At 65.6% G+C, this 13,946-nt stretch carries 10 protein-coding genes and 2 pseudogenes; 11 read left to right on the forward strand and 1 reads right to left on the reverse strand.

Going from position 1 to position 13,946, the window contains the following annotated elements:
- Nucleotides 1–75 precede the first annotated feature (75 nt).
- Nucleotides 76–1,273 (forward strand): annotated as a pseudogene (locus tag I6L32_RS01770) (PQQ-dependent sugar dehydrogenase); the annotation flags it as partial.
- Nucleotides 1,274–1,354: 81 nt separating this feature from the next.
- Here I6L32_RS01770 and I6L32_RS01780 read toward each other — a convergent pair.
- Nucleotides 1,355–2,149 (reverse strand): DeoR/GlpR family DNA-binding transcription regulator, encoded by a 795-nt coding sequence (locus I6L32_RS01780; protein ID WP_041211238.1) that lies wholly within the window; start codon nucleotides 2,147–2,149, stop codon nucleotides 1,355–1,357.
- A 256-nt stretch (nucleotides 2,150–2,405) separates the two neighbouring features.
- On the opposite strand from I6L32_RS01780, the gene ltnD reads away from it, so the two are divergent.
- The 10 genes and pseudogenes from ltnD to I6L32_RS01830 all read left to right on the forward strand — a co-directional run.
- Nucleotides 2,406–3,314, forward strand: coding sequence for an L-threonate dehydrogenase (gene ltnD / locus I6L32_RS01785; protein WP_069784508.1), 909 nt, complete (start codon nucleotides 2,406–2,408; stop codon nucleotides 3,312–3,314).
- Complete coding sequence (gene otnK, locus I6L32_RS01790; RefSeq protein ID WP_069784509.1) at nucleotides 3,311–4,561, forward strand: 3-oxo-tetronate kinase; 1,251 nt, start codon at nucleotides 3,311–3,313, stop codon at nucleotides 4,559–4,561. Before ltnD ends, otnK begins: the two co-directional genes overlap by 4 nt.
- The gene (locus I6L32_RS01795) at nucleotides 4,554–5,186 is read left to right on the forward strand and encodes an aldolase (RefSeq protein WP_039041066.1); all 633 of its coding nucleotides are present in this window, start codon (nucleotides 4,554–4,556) and stop codon (nucleotides 5,184–5,186) included. Before otnK ends, I6L32_RS01795 begins: the two co-directional genes overlap by 8 nt.
- Nucleotides 5,183–5,956, forward strand: coding sequence for a 2-oxo-tetronate isomerase (gene otnI / locus I6L32_RS01800; RefSeq protein ID WP_010673296.1), 774 nt, complete (start codon nucleotides 5,183–5,185; stop codon nucleotides 5,954–5,956). The genes I6L32_RS01795 and otnI overlap by 4 nt, the downstream gene beginning before the upstream one ends.
- A gap of 11 nt (nucleotides 5,957–5,967) precedes the next feature.
- Entirely contained in the window at nucleotides 5,968–6,942 is a 975-nt protein-coding gene (gene denD / locus I6L32_RS01805; RefSeq protein WP_223924706.1) for a D-erythronate dehydrogenase, read from the forward strand.
- Nucleotides 6,939–8,444, forward strand: a complete 1,506-nt coding sequence (locus I6L32_RS01810; protein ID WP_010673294.1) for a GntP family permease — start codon at nucleotides 6,939–6,941, stop codon at nucleotides 8,442–8,444. The genes denD and I6L32_RS01810 overlap by 4 nt, the downstream gene beginning before the upstream one ends.
- A gap of 90 nt (nucleotides 8,445–8,534) precedes the next feature.
- On the forward strand, nucleotides 8,535–9,425 hold the full coding sequence (locus I6L32_RS01815) for a DMT family transporter (RefSeq protein WP_216944567.1): 891 nt from the start codon (nucleotides 8,535–8,537) through the stop codon (nucleotides 9,423–9,425).
- A gap of 59 nt (nucleotides 9,426–9,484) precedes the next feature.
- Nucleotides 9,485–11,422: a methyl-accepting chemotaxis protein gene (locus tag I6L32_RS01820; protein WP_216944568.1), complete on the forward strand. Its 1,938-nt coding sequence runs from the start codon at nucleotides 9,485–9,487 to the stop codon at nucleotides 11,420–11,422.
- Nucleotides 11,423–12,103: 681 nt separating this feature from the next.
- Entirely contained in the window at nucleotides 12,104–13,504 is a 1,401-nt protein-coding gene (locus tag I6L32_RS01825) for an OprD family outer membrane porin (protein ID WP_216944569.1), read from the forward strand.
- A 114-nt stretch (nucleotides 13,505–13,618) separates the two neighbouring features.
- Nucleotides 13,619–13,882: pseudogene (locus I6L32_RS01830) on the forward strand (SDR family NAD(P)-dependent oxidoreductase); the annotation flags it as partial.
- Nucleotides 13,883–13,946 lie beyond the last annotated feature (64 nt).

A 13,946-nucleotide genomic window follows, 5' to 3' on the forward strand; every position in this document is an offset into this window, starting at 1 on the left:
TTGTTGCTCACGTTTTCCCGTTTGCCTCCCCTATACTTCAGCGACATTCAGGTCTGGCCGAGCGAGGAGGCCCCCATGTTGCGACTGTTTGCCCTGCTGCTTGTCTGCCTGGTGCTCCCGGTGCGGGCACTGACCCTGACCCCGGTGGCGGGGGAGCTACGCCACCCCTGGGGGCTCGCCTTCCTGCCGGATGGCGGCTACCTCGTCAGCGAGCGCCCTGGGCGTCTGCTGCGCATCGATGCGGGTGGCAACCGCCATGTGGTCTCCGGCCTGCCGCCCCTCGCCGCCACGGGTCAGGGGGGTCTGCTCGATCTCGCCCTGGACGGCGATGGCTGGCTCTATCTCAGCTACAGCGAGCCGGGGGACGGAGGCGCCGGCACCGCCGTGGCCCGGGCCCGGCTGCAAAAAGAGGCCCTCGTCGACTGGCAACTGCTGTTTCGCCAAGAGCCCAAGGTGGTCGGCGGCGCCCATTTCGGCTCCCGCCTGGTGCTGACGGAGGATGGCTATCTCTTCATCACCCTGGGGGATCGCTACAGCGAGCGGGAGCGGGCCCAGACGCTGGACAACCACCTCGGCAAGACAGTACGCCTGCACAAGGATGGCCGGGTCCCCGCCGACAACCCCTTCGTCAAGACACCGGGGGCCCTGCCGGAGATCTGGAGCCTGGGCCATCGCAACATGCAGGGGGCGGCCCTGCGCCCGGGCAGCCAGCAGTTCTGGGCTCACGAGCACGGTCCCCAGGGCGGGGACGAGGTCAACCTCATCCTGCCAGGCCACAACTACGGCTGGCCCAGAGTGACCTTTGGCGAGGAGTACGGGGGCGGCAAGATTGGCGTGGGCCAGAGCGCGCCGGGCATGACGGCACCGCGCTGGATCTGGGTGCCCTCCATCGCCCCCTCGGGCATGGCCTTTTATCAGGGGAACCTGTTCAGGGAGTGGCAGGGGGATCTGCTGGTCGGCGCCCTGCGCGGTCAGGCCTTGTTGCGCCTGCACCTCGACGGAGACAAGATAGTGTCGGCAGAGCGGCTGCTGACCGATCTGGGGGAGCGGATCCGTACCGTCAAGGAGGGCCCCGACGGCGCCCTCTACCTGTTGACGGATTCAGGCCAGGGGCGCCTGCTCAAACTGACCCCATAGCATGAAAGGAGCAAGGATGAAGACGAATCGTATGCTGCTGGTGCTGTGCACCAGCCTCTGGTTGCTGGGCTGCAACACCATCCACGGGATGGGACGGGACATCGAGAAGGCGGGGGAGGTGATCCAGGGCTCCGCCAAACTGACGGACGCACCGGCCGCAGAGGGTCGCTGATCCCGGCCGGGTGGCGCAGTGGTTCGCCCCCTGTCGCCCCTTTCCTTACCCCTGTTCGGCGCCGGCCACCAGACTGGCCAGCGGCGCCATGGTCACCCTGACCCCGTGCTGTGCCAATGCCTCGCGGGCGCTCTGGGGCAGTTGCTCGTCAGTGATCACCTGATCGATCGCATCCCAGCTCACCACGTTGAAGGTCCCCACCTTGCCATATTTGGACGAATCGCAGATGAGGATGCGCGTCGCCGCCGACTCCACCACGGCCCGCTTCACCGGCACCTTCTGTTCGCTCGGGGTAGAGATCCCCTGACTGTCCCAGGAGGAGGCTGACAGGAAGGCGATGTCCAGATGGAGGTTGCGCAGGAAGTGGGCGGTGGCCTCCCCGGCACAGGACTGGTTCTCGCGAATGACCTGACCCCCGGTGTGATAGAGGCGGCAGCGGCCGTGCTCGATGAGGTAGGCGCAGACCATGAAGTCGTTGGTCACTATCATCAAGTCTTCCCGAAGCGCCAGCTCCCGGGCCAGCTCCAGGGAGGTGGTACCGGCATCCAGATAGACGGTGCTCCCCTCGCTCACCTGGGCGGCGGCGAGCCGGGCAATGGCCAGCTTGGCCCCCTGCATCAGGCTGCGCTTGGCGGCGTGGGAGGGCTCGCTCTTGATCCGCTGGGAGAGGCTGACCCCGCCGGAGACGGAGAGTACCCGCCCCTGCTCCTCCAGCTTCTGGATGTCGCGCCTGATGGTCATGTGGGAGACCTGCAGCCAGTCGGTCAGCTCCACTATGCTGACCACGCCGCGCTCTGCCAGCAGTTGCAGGATACGTTGCTGTCGCTCTACGGGAATCATCTTGCCTCGCGCCTCGGGAAAAGGAAGGTGCCATTCTACCCCAGCGACCTGGGAAAAAATGATAAATAACCTGAAACGGGCTCACAGATCACATTTATTCACACAAAAAACGCCAAAATTTGACTCGAAAGAATCTCAACCCTCATGAATAACAAAAATTAACATTAATTAAGTTATTTTTTGTGACGACTGCCTGATATTTCATCGCCGCAAGCCTCTACTATCAGCTCATCAGTCGTAATCGAGGAATCACGAGATGAGCACTCCCTATCATGTTGCGGTCATCGGCCTGGGCGCCATGGGCATGGGCGCCGCCCGTTCCTGCCTGCGGGCCGGGCTCACCACCTATGGCATCGACCTCAGCGAACAGGCCCGCGGCCAGTTGCAGCAGGCCGGTGCCGCCGCCGTCATGGCCGATGCCAGGCCCCTGGCCGAGACGCTCGATGCCGTGCTGTTGCTGGTGGTCAACGCCACCCAGGTGCGCCGCATCCTGCTCGGCGAAGCGGGGCTGGCTCGCCACCTCAAACCGGGCACCGCCATCATGGTCTCTTCCACCATCGCTGCCGAAGAGGCGAGCGCCCTGGCCGCCGAGCTGGCGCAGATGGGACTGCCGATGCTGGATGCGCCGGTTTCCGGTGGTGCCATCAAGGCCGATGCCGGCGAAATGACGGTGATGGCCGCAGGCGCCGACGCCGCCTTCGACAAGCTGGCCCCGGTGCTGGATGCGGTGGCCGGCAAGGTCTACCGGGTCGGCAGCGAGCCGGGCCAGGGCAGCACGGTCAAGATCATCCACCAGCTGCTGGCCGGGGTGCACATCGCGGTGGCCGCCGAGGCCATGGCCCTGGCCAGTCGGGCAGGCGTGTCCCTGGATCTCATGTATGACGTGGTGACCCATGCCGCCGGCAACTCCTGGATGTTTGAAAACCGCATGCCCCGTGTGCTGGCCGGTGACTACCAGGCCCGCTCCGCAGTGGACATCTTCGTCAAGGATCTCACCCTGGTGGCGGACACCGCCAAGGCGCTGCGCTTCCCGCTGCCGCTCGCGAGCACGGCGCTGAACATGTTCCTCGGTGCCAGCAACGCGGGCCACGGTCTGGAAGATGACAGCGCCGTCATCAAGATCTTCTCAGGCATCACCCTGCCGGGTCAGGAGGAGCAAGCATGAAACTCGGAGTCATCGCAGACGACTTCACCGGCGCCACCGACATCGCCGGTTTCCTGGTGGAGAACGGCCTCTCCACCATCCAGTTTGCCGGCATCCCGGCAGAGGCGGATCTGACCGGGGTCGACGCCGTGGTGATCAGCCTCAAGAGCCGCTCCTGCCCGGCCGATGAGGCAGTGCGCGACTCCCTGGCGGCCCTCGACTGGCTCAAGGCCCGCAGCTGCCCGCGCATCTACCAGAAGTACTGCTCCACCTTCGACAGCACGGCGGCGGGCAACATCGGCCCCGTCACCGACGCCCTGCTGGCGGCGCTTGGCCAGCACTTCACCCTGATCTGTCCGGCCCTGCCGGTAAACGGTCGCACCGTCTATCAGGGCAACCTCTTCGTCGGCGCCCAGCCGCTCGCCGAGTCCGGCATGCGCCATCACCCCATCACCCCCATGACCGACAGCAACCTGCTGCGGCTGATGGAGGGGCAGGCCCAGGGCCGTGCCGGTCTGGTGCCGTTCAATACCATCGCACAGGGTCCCGGCGCCATTGCCGACGCCTTTGAGCAGCTAACGCAAGCTGGTGTGCGCTACGCCGTGGTCGACACCCTGACCGAGCAGCACCTGCTGGACATCGCCACCGCCGCCCTCGACATGCCCCTGGTGACCGGCGGCTCCGGCCTCGCCATCGGCCTGGCCCGCCAGCTTGGGAGCGGCGATCTGCAGGGTGCCCGTGAGGCGGGCTGGCCCAGAGGCACCCGCGCCGCGGTGCTGTCGGGCTCCTGCTCCGAGATGACCAACCGTCAGGTGGCCCGCTATCGCCAGCACGCCCCTGCCCTGGCGCTGGATGTGGTGCGCTGCCTCGAAGAGGCCGACTACCCGGCCGAGCTGGCGCGCTGGGTACTGGACCAGCCCCGGACCCCGGCGCCGCTGGTCTACGCCACCACCAGCCCGGTTGAGCTGGCCCGCATTCAGGAAACCCACGGCCAGCAGGCAGCCAGCGACGCGGTGGAACACTGCTTTGCCCGCCTTGCCCAACTGCTGCAAGGCGCCGGGGTGGACCGCTTCATCATCGCCGGTGGCGAGACCTCGAGCCGGGTCACCCAGGCTCTCGGCGTCAAGGCGTTCCACATAGGCCCGCAGATCGCCCCCGGTGTGCCCTGGGTGCGGGCCATCGACGCCCCCCTGTCGCTGGCCCTCAAGTCCGGCAATTTCGGGAGCGACGACTTCTTCGACAAGGCTCAGGAGCACTTCCATGACTGAACAGGCACTGCGCGACACCATGGTGATGCTGGGAGCCTCCCTCTTCCAGCGCGGTTATGCCACCGGGGGCGCCGGCAACCTCTCCGCCCTGCTACCGGACGGCACCCTGATCGCCACCCCGACCGGCTCCTGCCTGGGACGGCTCAGCGCCGACAGGCTCTCTCACGTCAATCTGCAGGGGGAACACCTGGGGGGAGATCGCCCCTCCAAGGAGGTGGCCTTCCACCTTGCCATTTACCACAACAATCCGGACTGCCGGGCCGTGGTACACCTGCACTGCACCCACCTGACCGCCCTCTCCTGTCTGGAGGGGCTGGATCCGGCCAACGTCATCCGCCCCTTCACCCCCTACTACGTGATGCGGGTCGGCCAGTTGCCGCTCATCCCCTACTACAAACCGGGGGATGCCCGCATCGCCGAGGAGCTGGGGCGCCGTGCTCCCGAAGGCAACGCCTTCCTGCTTGCCAACCACGGCCCCGTGGTGACGGGCAAGGATCTGGTGGATGCGGTCAACAACATGGAAGAGCTGGAGGAGACGGCGCGCCTGGCACTGATGCTCCATGGCCACGCCATCCGCTACCTGAGCGAACCCGAAATTGATGAATTGAGGAGGATGAAACCATGAGCAAGTTTGCCGCCAATCTCACCATGCTGTTTACCGAGGTGCCGTTCCTGGAGCGCTTCGCCGCCGCCCGCGACGCAGGCTTCGAGGCGGTGGAGTTCCTCTTCCCCTACGAGTGGCCGGCCGCAGAGCTGGGCCGCCGCTTGCGCGAGCAGGGGCTCTCCCAGGCCCTGTTCAACATGCCGCCGGGCAACTGGGGCGCGGGTGAGCGCGGCATGGCTGCCATCCCGGGGCGGGAAGCGGAGTTTCGCGGCCACCTGCCAAGCGTGCGTGACTATGCCCTGGCGCTCGGCTGCACCAAGGTACACGCCATGAGCGGCATCGTGGACCCTGCTCATAGCCTCTCGGCCCACCGCCAGACGCTGATCGACAACATCCGCTTCGCCGCCGACTTCCTGGCCGAAGACGGCATCAAGGTGCTGCTGGAGCCGCTCAACGATCGGGATGTACCAGGCTACTTCCTGGCCCACCAGCTCGACGCCCTGGCCCTGGTGCAGGAGATAGACAGACCCAACGTGGGGGTGCAGCTTGACCTCTACCACGCCCAGATCATGGACGGGGATCTCACCCGTCTCATCGGCAAGCTGGGCCCGGCCATCGGCCATGTCCAGATCGCCTCGGTGCCGGATCGCCACGAGCCGGACGAGGGGGAGATCGCCTACCCCCACCTGTTCAAGGCGCTGGCGCAGGCGGGCTACCACGACTGGATAGGCTGCGAATACAACCCCAGAGCCGGCACCCGGGAAGGGCTGGGCTGGCTGACACAACAATAACGACCCTGAACATGAACGAGTCTGAGGATAACAAGATGCAGATCATCATCACCGGCGGCGGTGGCTTCCTGGGCCAGAAACTGGCCCGGGCCCTGCTGCAAGGCCCCCACCCCTTCACCGAGCTGCTGCTGGTGGACATCCAGCAGCCGCAATCCCCCCTGCCGGACCCCAGGGTTCGCTGTCTGCGGGCCGACCTCACCGAAGCCGGTGTCGCCGAGTCCCTCATCAGCGAGCGGACCGCCGTGGTCTACCACCTGGCGGCCATCGTCAGCAGCCACGCGGAGCAGGACTTCGATCTCGGCTGGCAGGTCAACCTGGACACCACCCGCACCCTGCTGGAGGCGTGCCGCCATGCCCGGCCGGGCATCCGCTTCGTCTTCACCAGCTCGCTCGCCGTCTATGGCGGCCCGCTGCCGGAGCTGGTGAATGACGGTACCGCCCTGACCCCCACCTCCTCCTACGGCGCCCAGAAGGCCATGGGGGAACTGCTGGTCAACGACTACAGCCGCAAGGGCTTCGTCGACGGTCTGGTATTGCGCCTGCCCACCATCTGCGTGCGGCCGGGCAAGCCGAACCGCGCCGCCTCCTCCTTTGTCAGCAGCATCATCCGCGAGCCGCTGCAAGGGGAGAGCGCCATCTGCCCGGTGAGCCCGGATCTGCGCCTCTGGCTCTCCAGCCCCGCCACCGTGGTCGCGAACTTCCTGCTGGCGGCAAGACTTCCCGCCACCGGTGACGCCCGCAGCATCAACCTGCCCGGCATCAGCGTGACCGTCGGCGAAATGCTGGAGGCCCTCGCCCGGGCCGGTGGCCAGGCGGCCCGGGATCGGGTGCAGTTTGCCGCCGATCCGGCCATCGAGCGCATCGTCGCGAGCTGGCCGGGACGCATCGACAACCAGCGGGCCAGCACCCTCGGCTTCGCGGCAGACAGGACGTTTGCCGACATCATCGACAGTTTCATTACCCATGACATGCAGGAGGCATCATGAGCGACATCCCAACCCCCATCATCGGTCTCATCATCGCGGTCTTCGTGCTGGTGTTCCTGGTCATCCGTACCCGGGTGCACGCCCTGATCGCCATGCTGGCGGCGGCCTGCATCGCCGGGATCACCGGCGGCATGAGCATCGACAAGACCCTCACCGTGATCACCCAGGGCTTTGGCTCCACCCTCGGCAGCATCGGCATCGTCATCGGCCTCGGGGTCATGATGGGTCGCCTGCTTGAGGTCTCCGGCGCCGCCGAACAGATCGCCTACAGCTTCATCAAGTGGCTCGGCAAGCGCCGCGAGGAGTGGGCACTGGCCATCACGGGCTACATCGTCAGCATCCCCATCTTCGTGGATTCCGCCTTCGTCATCCTCTATCCGGTGGCCAAGGCGCTGGCGAAAAGCGGCAAGCGCTCCCTGCTCACCCTGGGGGTGGCGCTCGCGGGCGGCCTGGTGGTAACCCACCATACCGTGCCGCCGACCCCGGGCCCGCTGGGGGTTGCCGGCCTGTTTGGCGTGGACATCGGCGCCATGCTGCTGACCGGCATGGCCCTGGCCATCCCCTGCGTGCTCGGCATCGTCTTCTACGCCCAGTGGCTCGACAAGAAGTACCCCGAGTTCGGTGCCCAGGCCGCCCAGACCCCGGACGAGCTGCAAGCCACCTATGAGCAGTACCTCAAGGAGAAGGAGGGCAAGACCCTGCCGAGCCTGACCCTGTCGCTGCTGCCGATCCTGGTGCCCATAGTGCTCATCTTCGTCAAGGCCATCTTCACCACCCTGGCCACCCTGGAGGGCATGGACGGCCTGATGGCGAACCCCCTGGTGCAGGGCATCAACTTCATCGGCACCCCCATCATCGCGCTGGCCATCAGCGTGCTGCTGGCGGTCTATACCCTGGTCCCGCACATGGACAGGCACGCCACCGCCGCCCGCCTGGAAGAGGGGCTGCAATCCGCCGGCATCATCTTGCTGGTGACCGGTGCCGGTGGGGCGCTGGGGGCCGTGCTGCGCGACAGTGGCGCGGGTCAGCAACTGGCCGAGCAGATCGCCCAGCTGCCCATCTCCCCCATCCTGATCCCCTTCATCGTGGCGACCCTGGTGCGCCTCATCCAGGGGTCCGGCACCGTGGCCATGGTGACGGCGGCCTCCATCTCCGCCCCCATACTGGCGCAGATCCCCGGGGTCAACATGTTGCTGGCCGCCCAGGCCGCCACCATGGGGTCGCTCTTCTTCGGTTACTTCAACGACAGCCTGTTCTGGGTGGTCAACCGCATGATGGGGATCTCCGACGTCAAGCAGCAGATGATCGTCTGGTCCATCCCGACCACCATCGCCTGGGCCATCGGCGGCACCGGCGTCGCCCTGCTGAACCTGCTGTTCGGCTCCGGCGGCACCTGGTTCGACCCCGTGCTGCCGCTGCTGGTGCTGGCCCTCATCGTCTGGTACGTCAAGGGGCAGTCCCTGGCTCCGGCGGCAGGGGCCGTCCCGAGCCGGGAGTCATAACCCGCACCGTCACGGCAACGCTGTGTGACGAGGGCCAGTCTGCTAGACTGGCCCTCTTTTTCGTTCATTCATCTTGCAAAGGAGTGTTGGATGCCTGCGTCTTCCTGGTGGGACAAGTCCACCGGTTTTGCCCTGCTCACCATCTTGCTGTGGGCCTCCCTCGCCGCGCTCACCTCCCGGATCACCAGCGTCTCGCCGCTGGTGCTGGTGGGGCTGGTGCTGCTGTTCTGCGGGGCGGGCACCCTGCCATTCTGGCGCCAGTGGCGCGCCAGCCCCCTCACCTGGCTGGTGACCATCACCGCCCTGCTGCTCTATCACCTGCTGCTGTTCACAAGCTTTCGCCACGCCCCCGTGCTGGAGGCGAACCTCATCAACTACCTCTGGCCGCTGTGCATCATACTGTTCACGCCCCTGCTGCTGCCGGGTCATCCCCTGAGCCTGCACCATCTGCTGGCCGGGGCCCTGGGTCTCGCGGGATCGGTGCTGGTGATGGTCGATGGTCACCTGCAGTTGCAACAGGCCCATCTGCCCGGCTACCTGCTGGCCCTCGGCGCCGCCATCGTCTGGGGCGCCTATTCCGTGCTCTCCCGCCGCCTGCCTCCCGCTCCCGCCGTGGTCACGGCCGCCGCCTGCCTGCCCGCAGGGCTCTTGGCCCTGCTGCTGGCATGGATGCTGGAAGGCCCCTTGCCATTCGCCCGGATCCCCCAGGGGGACTGGCTGCTTATCGCCGGGCTCGCCCTCGGCCCCATGGGGGCGGCCTTCGTCACCTGGTATCTGGCGCTGCGGGACGGGGATCCGCGCCGCATCGGGGCACTCGCCTACCTCACCCCCTTGCTGAGCACCCTGCTGCTGGTCTGGCTCAACGGCGAGGCGCTCACCCCGCGCCATCTGCTGGCGGGGGCCCTCATCATGGGCGGCGCCCTGCTGGGTCTGCTGGTAAAAACACCCAAGACTCAGCCAGTTGCAGAGCCTATGTCATAAAAACGCCATCAGGCCTGCTTAAGCTCACGCCCATTGCGTGGTTCAAGCAGGACTGAAAAGTGAAAATTGCCCATTTTGCCTCCCTCTCCTCCCTCGTCTTGTTGCTGGTGGCCGGTGTTCAGGCCGCCGCCCTCTATCAGGGCTGGCAGCAGTTCAACCGGGCCGAGCAGGCCCAGCGCCAGCAGGAGCGCCTGCAGCGGCAGCTGAGCGGCTCCCTGCAGGGGGCGCTTCGCGACTACCTCGGCAGCGGGGATCCCCTGCTGCTGGCCCAGGCCCAGGGCGTACGCCAGCAGGCGCTGGCGCTGCTCTCCAGCCAGGACGACACCCTGACCGGCCCTCTGCGGGCCCGGCTCGAACAGATGGGGGCACGTATCGACGGCGACTACCTGGCGGCGGGCAAGCTCTCCGGCAACAGCCAGTGGTTGCTGCAAAATGCCGAGAACGAGTTGAGCACCCAGGCCCGCGCCCTGCTGCGCTATGGCCAGCAGGGGGCCGCCACAGGGCGGGATCCGGCGCTCGCCGAGCAGTATCGCCAGGGGGCCGTCGACATACTGGCCGCCCTCCCCGCCCTCGCCCACCAGCGCCAGAACTACATGGAGCAGGCGAGCGCCAAGCGCCTCGAGGGGCTGCAATTCGAGCTGGCCGCCCTGCAAAAGCAGGCGGATTCCCTAGCCGCCCTGCCGAGCCTGGATCTCTTCGAGGAGGCCCCGGCCGACGAGTTCACCCTGGGGGAGCCGCAGCGCAAGGAGCTCGGGGATCAGCCCAAAGCCGAGCTGGTTTCGCTGCTCAAACGCTATCCGCAGGAGCTGGAGAACAGCCGCAAGGCGCTGCAACAGCAGCAGGCCGCGCGTCAGATGGTGCAGCAGGACATCAGCCAGCTACTGCAGGCCGGGGAACAGCTGGGAGAGCGGCTCGCTGCCGCCCGCCAGACGGTGAACCGGGAACTGGCCACGGTGCTCGGCGTGCTGGCGCTCTGCCTGGTGGTGGTCGCCCTGCTGTTCGCCCTGGTGCAGCGCCGCTGGCTGGTCAGCCCCCTGCTGCGGCTGCGGGCCGCCTTCCTGCAGCTCGATGCCACGGGTCAGGCCCAGTTGCTGGCCCAGGGGCGCGAGCGCAACGAGCTGGCGGACATAGTCGCGAGCTACAACCGCCTCATTGAGAGGCTGCAACAGGATCAGCAGCAGAAGGCGGGGCAGCTCTCCAGCGTCTCCTCCAGCCTGCAGGAGATGGTGGCCCAGGTGCAGGAGATCCATCACAGCACCCGCACCACGGAGCAGGCGGTGGACGAGAGCGACACCATGATGCAGGAGCTCAACCAGCTCGCCAGCGAGGTGCACCAGGTCGCCGCCGAAATCGCCCAGCACGCCCAGCACAACGAACACTCCATGACCCAGAGCGAGCAGCTGGTGGGTGGCATGCTGACGGCCACCGCCCAGACCGGGCTCGCCATCGACGAGAGCAGCGGCGCCCTGGCCCAGCTGACCCGCTCGGTGGAGGACGTGACCGCCATCGTCGACGTCATCGGCCACATCTCCCAGCAGACCAACCTGCTGGCGCTCAACGCCGCCATCGAAGCGGCCCGCGCCGGGGAGCAGGGACGCGGCTTTGCGGTCGTCGCCGACGAGGTGCGCCACCTCTCCGCCGACACCCAGCGCTCCCTCGGCCAGATCACCGAGATCCTGGCGAGCCTCACCCAGGCGGGGGATCAGCTCGCCACCGTGCTGTCCCGCATCACCGCGGAGGCCGCCGATCAGCGCCAGCAGGCCGAACAGCTGCGCCAGACCACCCAGACGGTGCGGGAGATGGCGCGCAGCACCGCCGTCATCGCGCTGCAGGGGGCCGACAACGCCCGCAGCCAGGAGCACAGGCTGGCGAGCTTCGCCGCCCTCATCGGCCGCATCAGCCAGCACGCCCGTCAGGGCAGCCGTCTCTCGGTGCAGGTCTCCGAGCACATCCACCACCAGGCCCAGCAGATCCCCCGGATCCTGAGTCAGAGCTGATAACCCCCGGGCCAGGTTCGCACCAGACCCGGGGCGCGCTCCCTGTCAATCTCCCCGCGGCCCGGCCTTGCCGCAACCCTTCCCCTGATACTCCCGTCACGTCTTCACGGGCGATGACGGGTTGCCTCATCCATTCAGTCACAGGCTCCCTCACCCCTTTCACATCCCTGGTCCCCCTGTCTGTCGGGGCGACGGCTCACGCTCACGACAGTGGGCATCCGACCGGGCCCATCTTTTTTTGTGATACAAAATTATATGTTGCCACCGGGTTAACAAAGAAAGTTCTGCCTTGACAGCAAGATCTGCGCAGGAGAACGGTGAAATCACCATGAAAGCGTTGTCATTGCCGACATGAGTGGCCTGGGAGTGCCCACACCAAGAATCATGATTATTTGCACTCGGTCATATTTTTGAAACTTGCCGGGAACTTTACATTGATATTTCGCACCGCGAACGTACTCTTGGTGATGTCAGATCGCCAAGGATCGACAGCCAAAAAATAACGACTGTAACGATGCAGATAGCCCCGACCGATGCGCCAAGGCATCAGGCACAAGGGCTCGACAGAGAACCATTTTTTTGCCCTTCGGGGTGTTGATTGCAATGCCAATACCGAGCGGCGGGTGCCTACCCGGCTGCCGGATAAAAAAGCTAAGTCCATAAAATCAGGAGCAATAACAAATGGAAAAAGTGATCTTCAAGCGCGCCGCGTTGAGTGCTGCCGTGGTCGCGGCACTGGTCGCCCCCGGCATGGCGTTCGCCGCTCAAGACATGATGAGCCCGGAATACGGCAAGTCCTACAGCGCCTTCATCGACGAAGGCAAGCTCACCGGTGGCCTGTTCTATTTCCAGCGTGAGCGTGATCGCGTCCAGGCCGGTCCGGGTCAGGATGGCAAATACCACTCCAACCTGAGCCATGCCACCACCCAGGCAGCCCTGAACTTCAACTCCGGCTATGCATGGGGTGTGATCGGCGTCGACGTGGGCGGCTTCGGTGCCTACGATCTGGCCGTTGACGAGAGCAATGGCGTCAACGAAGAGAACGAGTTCTCCTTCTGGGGCGACAAGTGGGGTTCAGGTGGTGACGGCGTTCCCGAGAACGGCTTCAGCCTCTCCAACGCCGCCCTGAAATTCAAGTTCGGTGACGCCGTCACCGCCAAGGGTGGTTACACCCAGCTCTATGTACCCGGCATCCTCGGCGTCAACTGGTCCTATCAACCCGGTACCTACCGTGGTGGCCAGATCGAAGGCACCTTCGGCGGCCTCTACCTGACCTACGCCATCGCCGACGAGTACAAAGCTCCCTGGTTCAAGAACACCACCGGCTTCTCCAAGAGCAGCCCCTATGCCAGCGATCCCTTCACCGATGCGAACAAGATCGACTACATCCACGGTCTGGCCGCTCGCTACACCTTCGAGAACGGCACTGCCGTCACCGCCGGCTTCGGTCAGTCCGAAGGCTACATGGACAGCTACCACTTCAAGCTGGCCCACAAGTTCGACGTACTGGGTGGCCTGAACACCAGCTACCAGTTCTACGGTTCCGACACCGAGAACAGCGACTATGACGGCCTGGCCTGGCAACAAGCCCTGACCGCCAGCTGGGCAGCCGGCCCCTATGGCTTCCGTCTGGAAGGCCTGTGGACCAAGGCTGAAGGGGATCTGGGCAACTACCTGCCCCGTCTGACCCGCGGCTACGGCAACTCCCAGGGCGCGAACGAAATCTGGTGGGATTCCCGCTCCGACTGGAACCACAACGACGAGAAGGCCCTGTTCTTCGGCGTGACTCGTTCCCTGGATGATCTGGTGGGTGCACCGGGCTGGGGCGTGGGTGTCTCCGGTGCCTACGGCTGGGATGCCAACAACGGCGACAAGTCCCTGGAAGGCGGCAAAGAGTGGGCAGCCAACTTCGACGTCATGTACACAGTGCAGGACGGCAAGCTGAAGGGCACCCTGTTCAAGCTGCACTACACCGACTACAACAACGAACAGGACGACAAGGGCAGCTGGTACTACCCGAACATGTTCAGCTCCGAGCATGACGTCAAGTTCCACATCATCATGCCGTTCACCATCATGTAATCAGGCATCTGACGTGACCGAAAACCGGGCCTCTGGCCCGGTTTTGTTTTTGGTGGCACCACGCTACCATGCCCGCTTCGGGCCACCTGCCGGCCGTCAATCAGGACCATGCTCATGCCCCATCCCTTCGTGCTCGTCACCGGCTGCTCCAGCGGCATCGGCCTCGCCGCCGCAAGAAAGCTCGGCGCCCGGGGCTTCACCGTCATCGCTTCCGCCCGCAAGGCCGAGGATGTGGCCCTGCTGCAGCAGCAGGGTCTGTTGGCGGTGCAACTGGATCTGGCGGACAGCGCCAGCATAGAGCGAGGGGCGGCAGAGGCGCTGGCCCTGGCAGAAGGGCGCCTCTACGGCCTCTTCAACAACGGCGCCTACGGCCAGCCATAGTTACTTTGTCGGGGGTATCTTGTTGGTGAGCTCCATATGAGTTAAGCAAGATTATTTCCGT

This window comes from Aeromonas sp. FDAARGOS 1402 (assembly GCF_019046925.1).
Taxonomy (GTDB): domain Bacteria; phylum Pseudomonadota; class Gammaproteobacteria; order Enterobacterales; family Aeromonadaceae; genus Aeromonas; species Aeromonas caviae.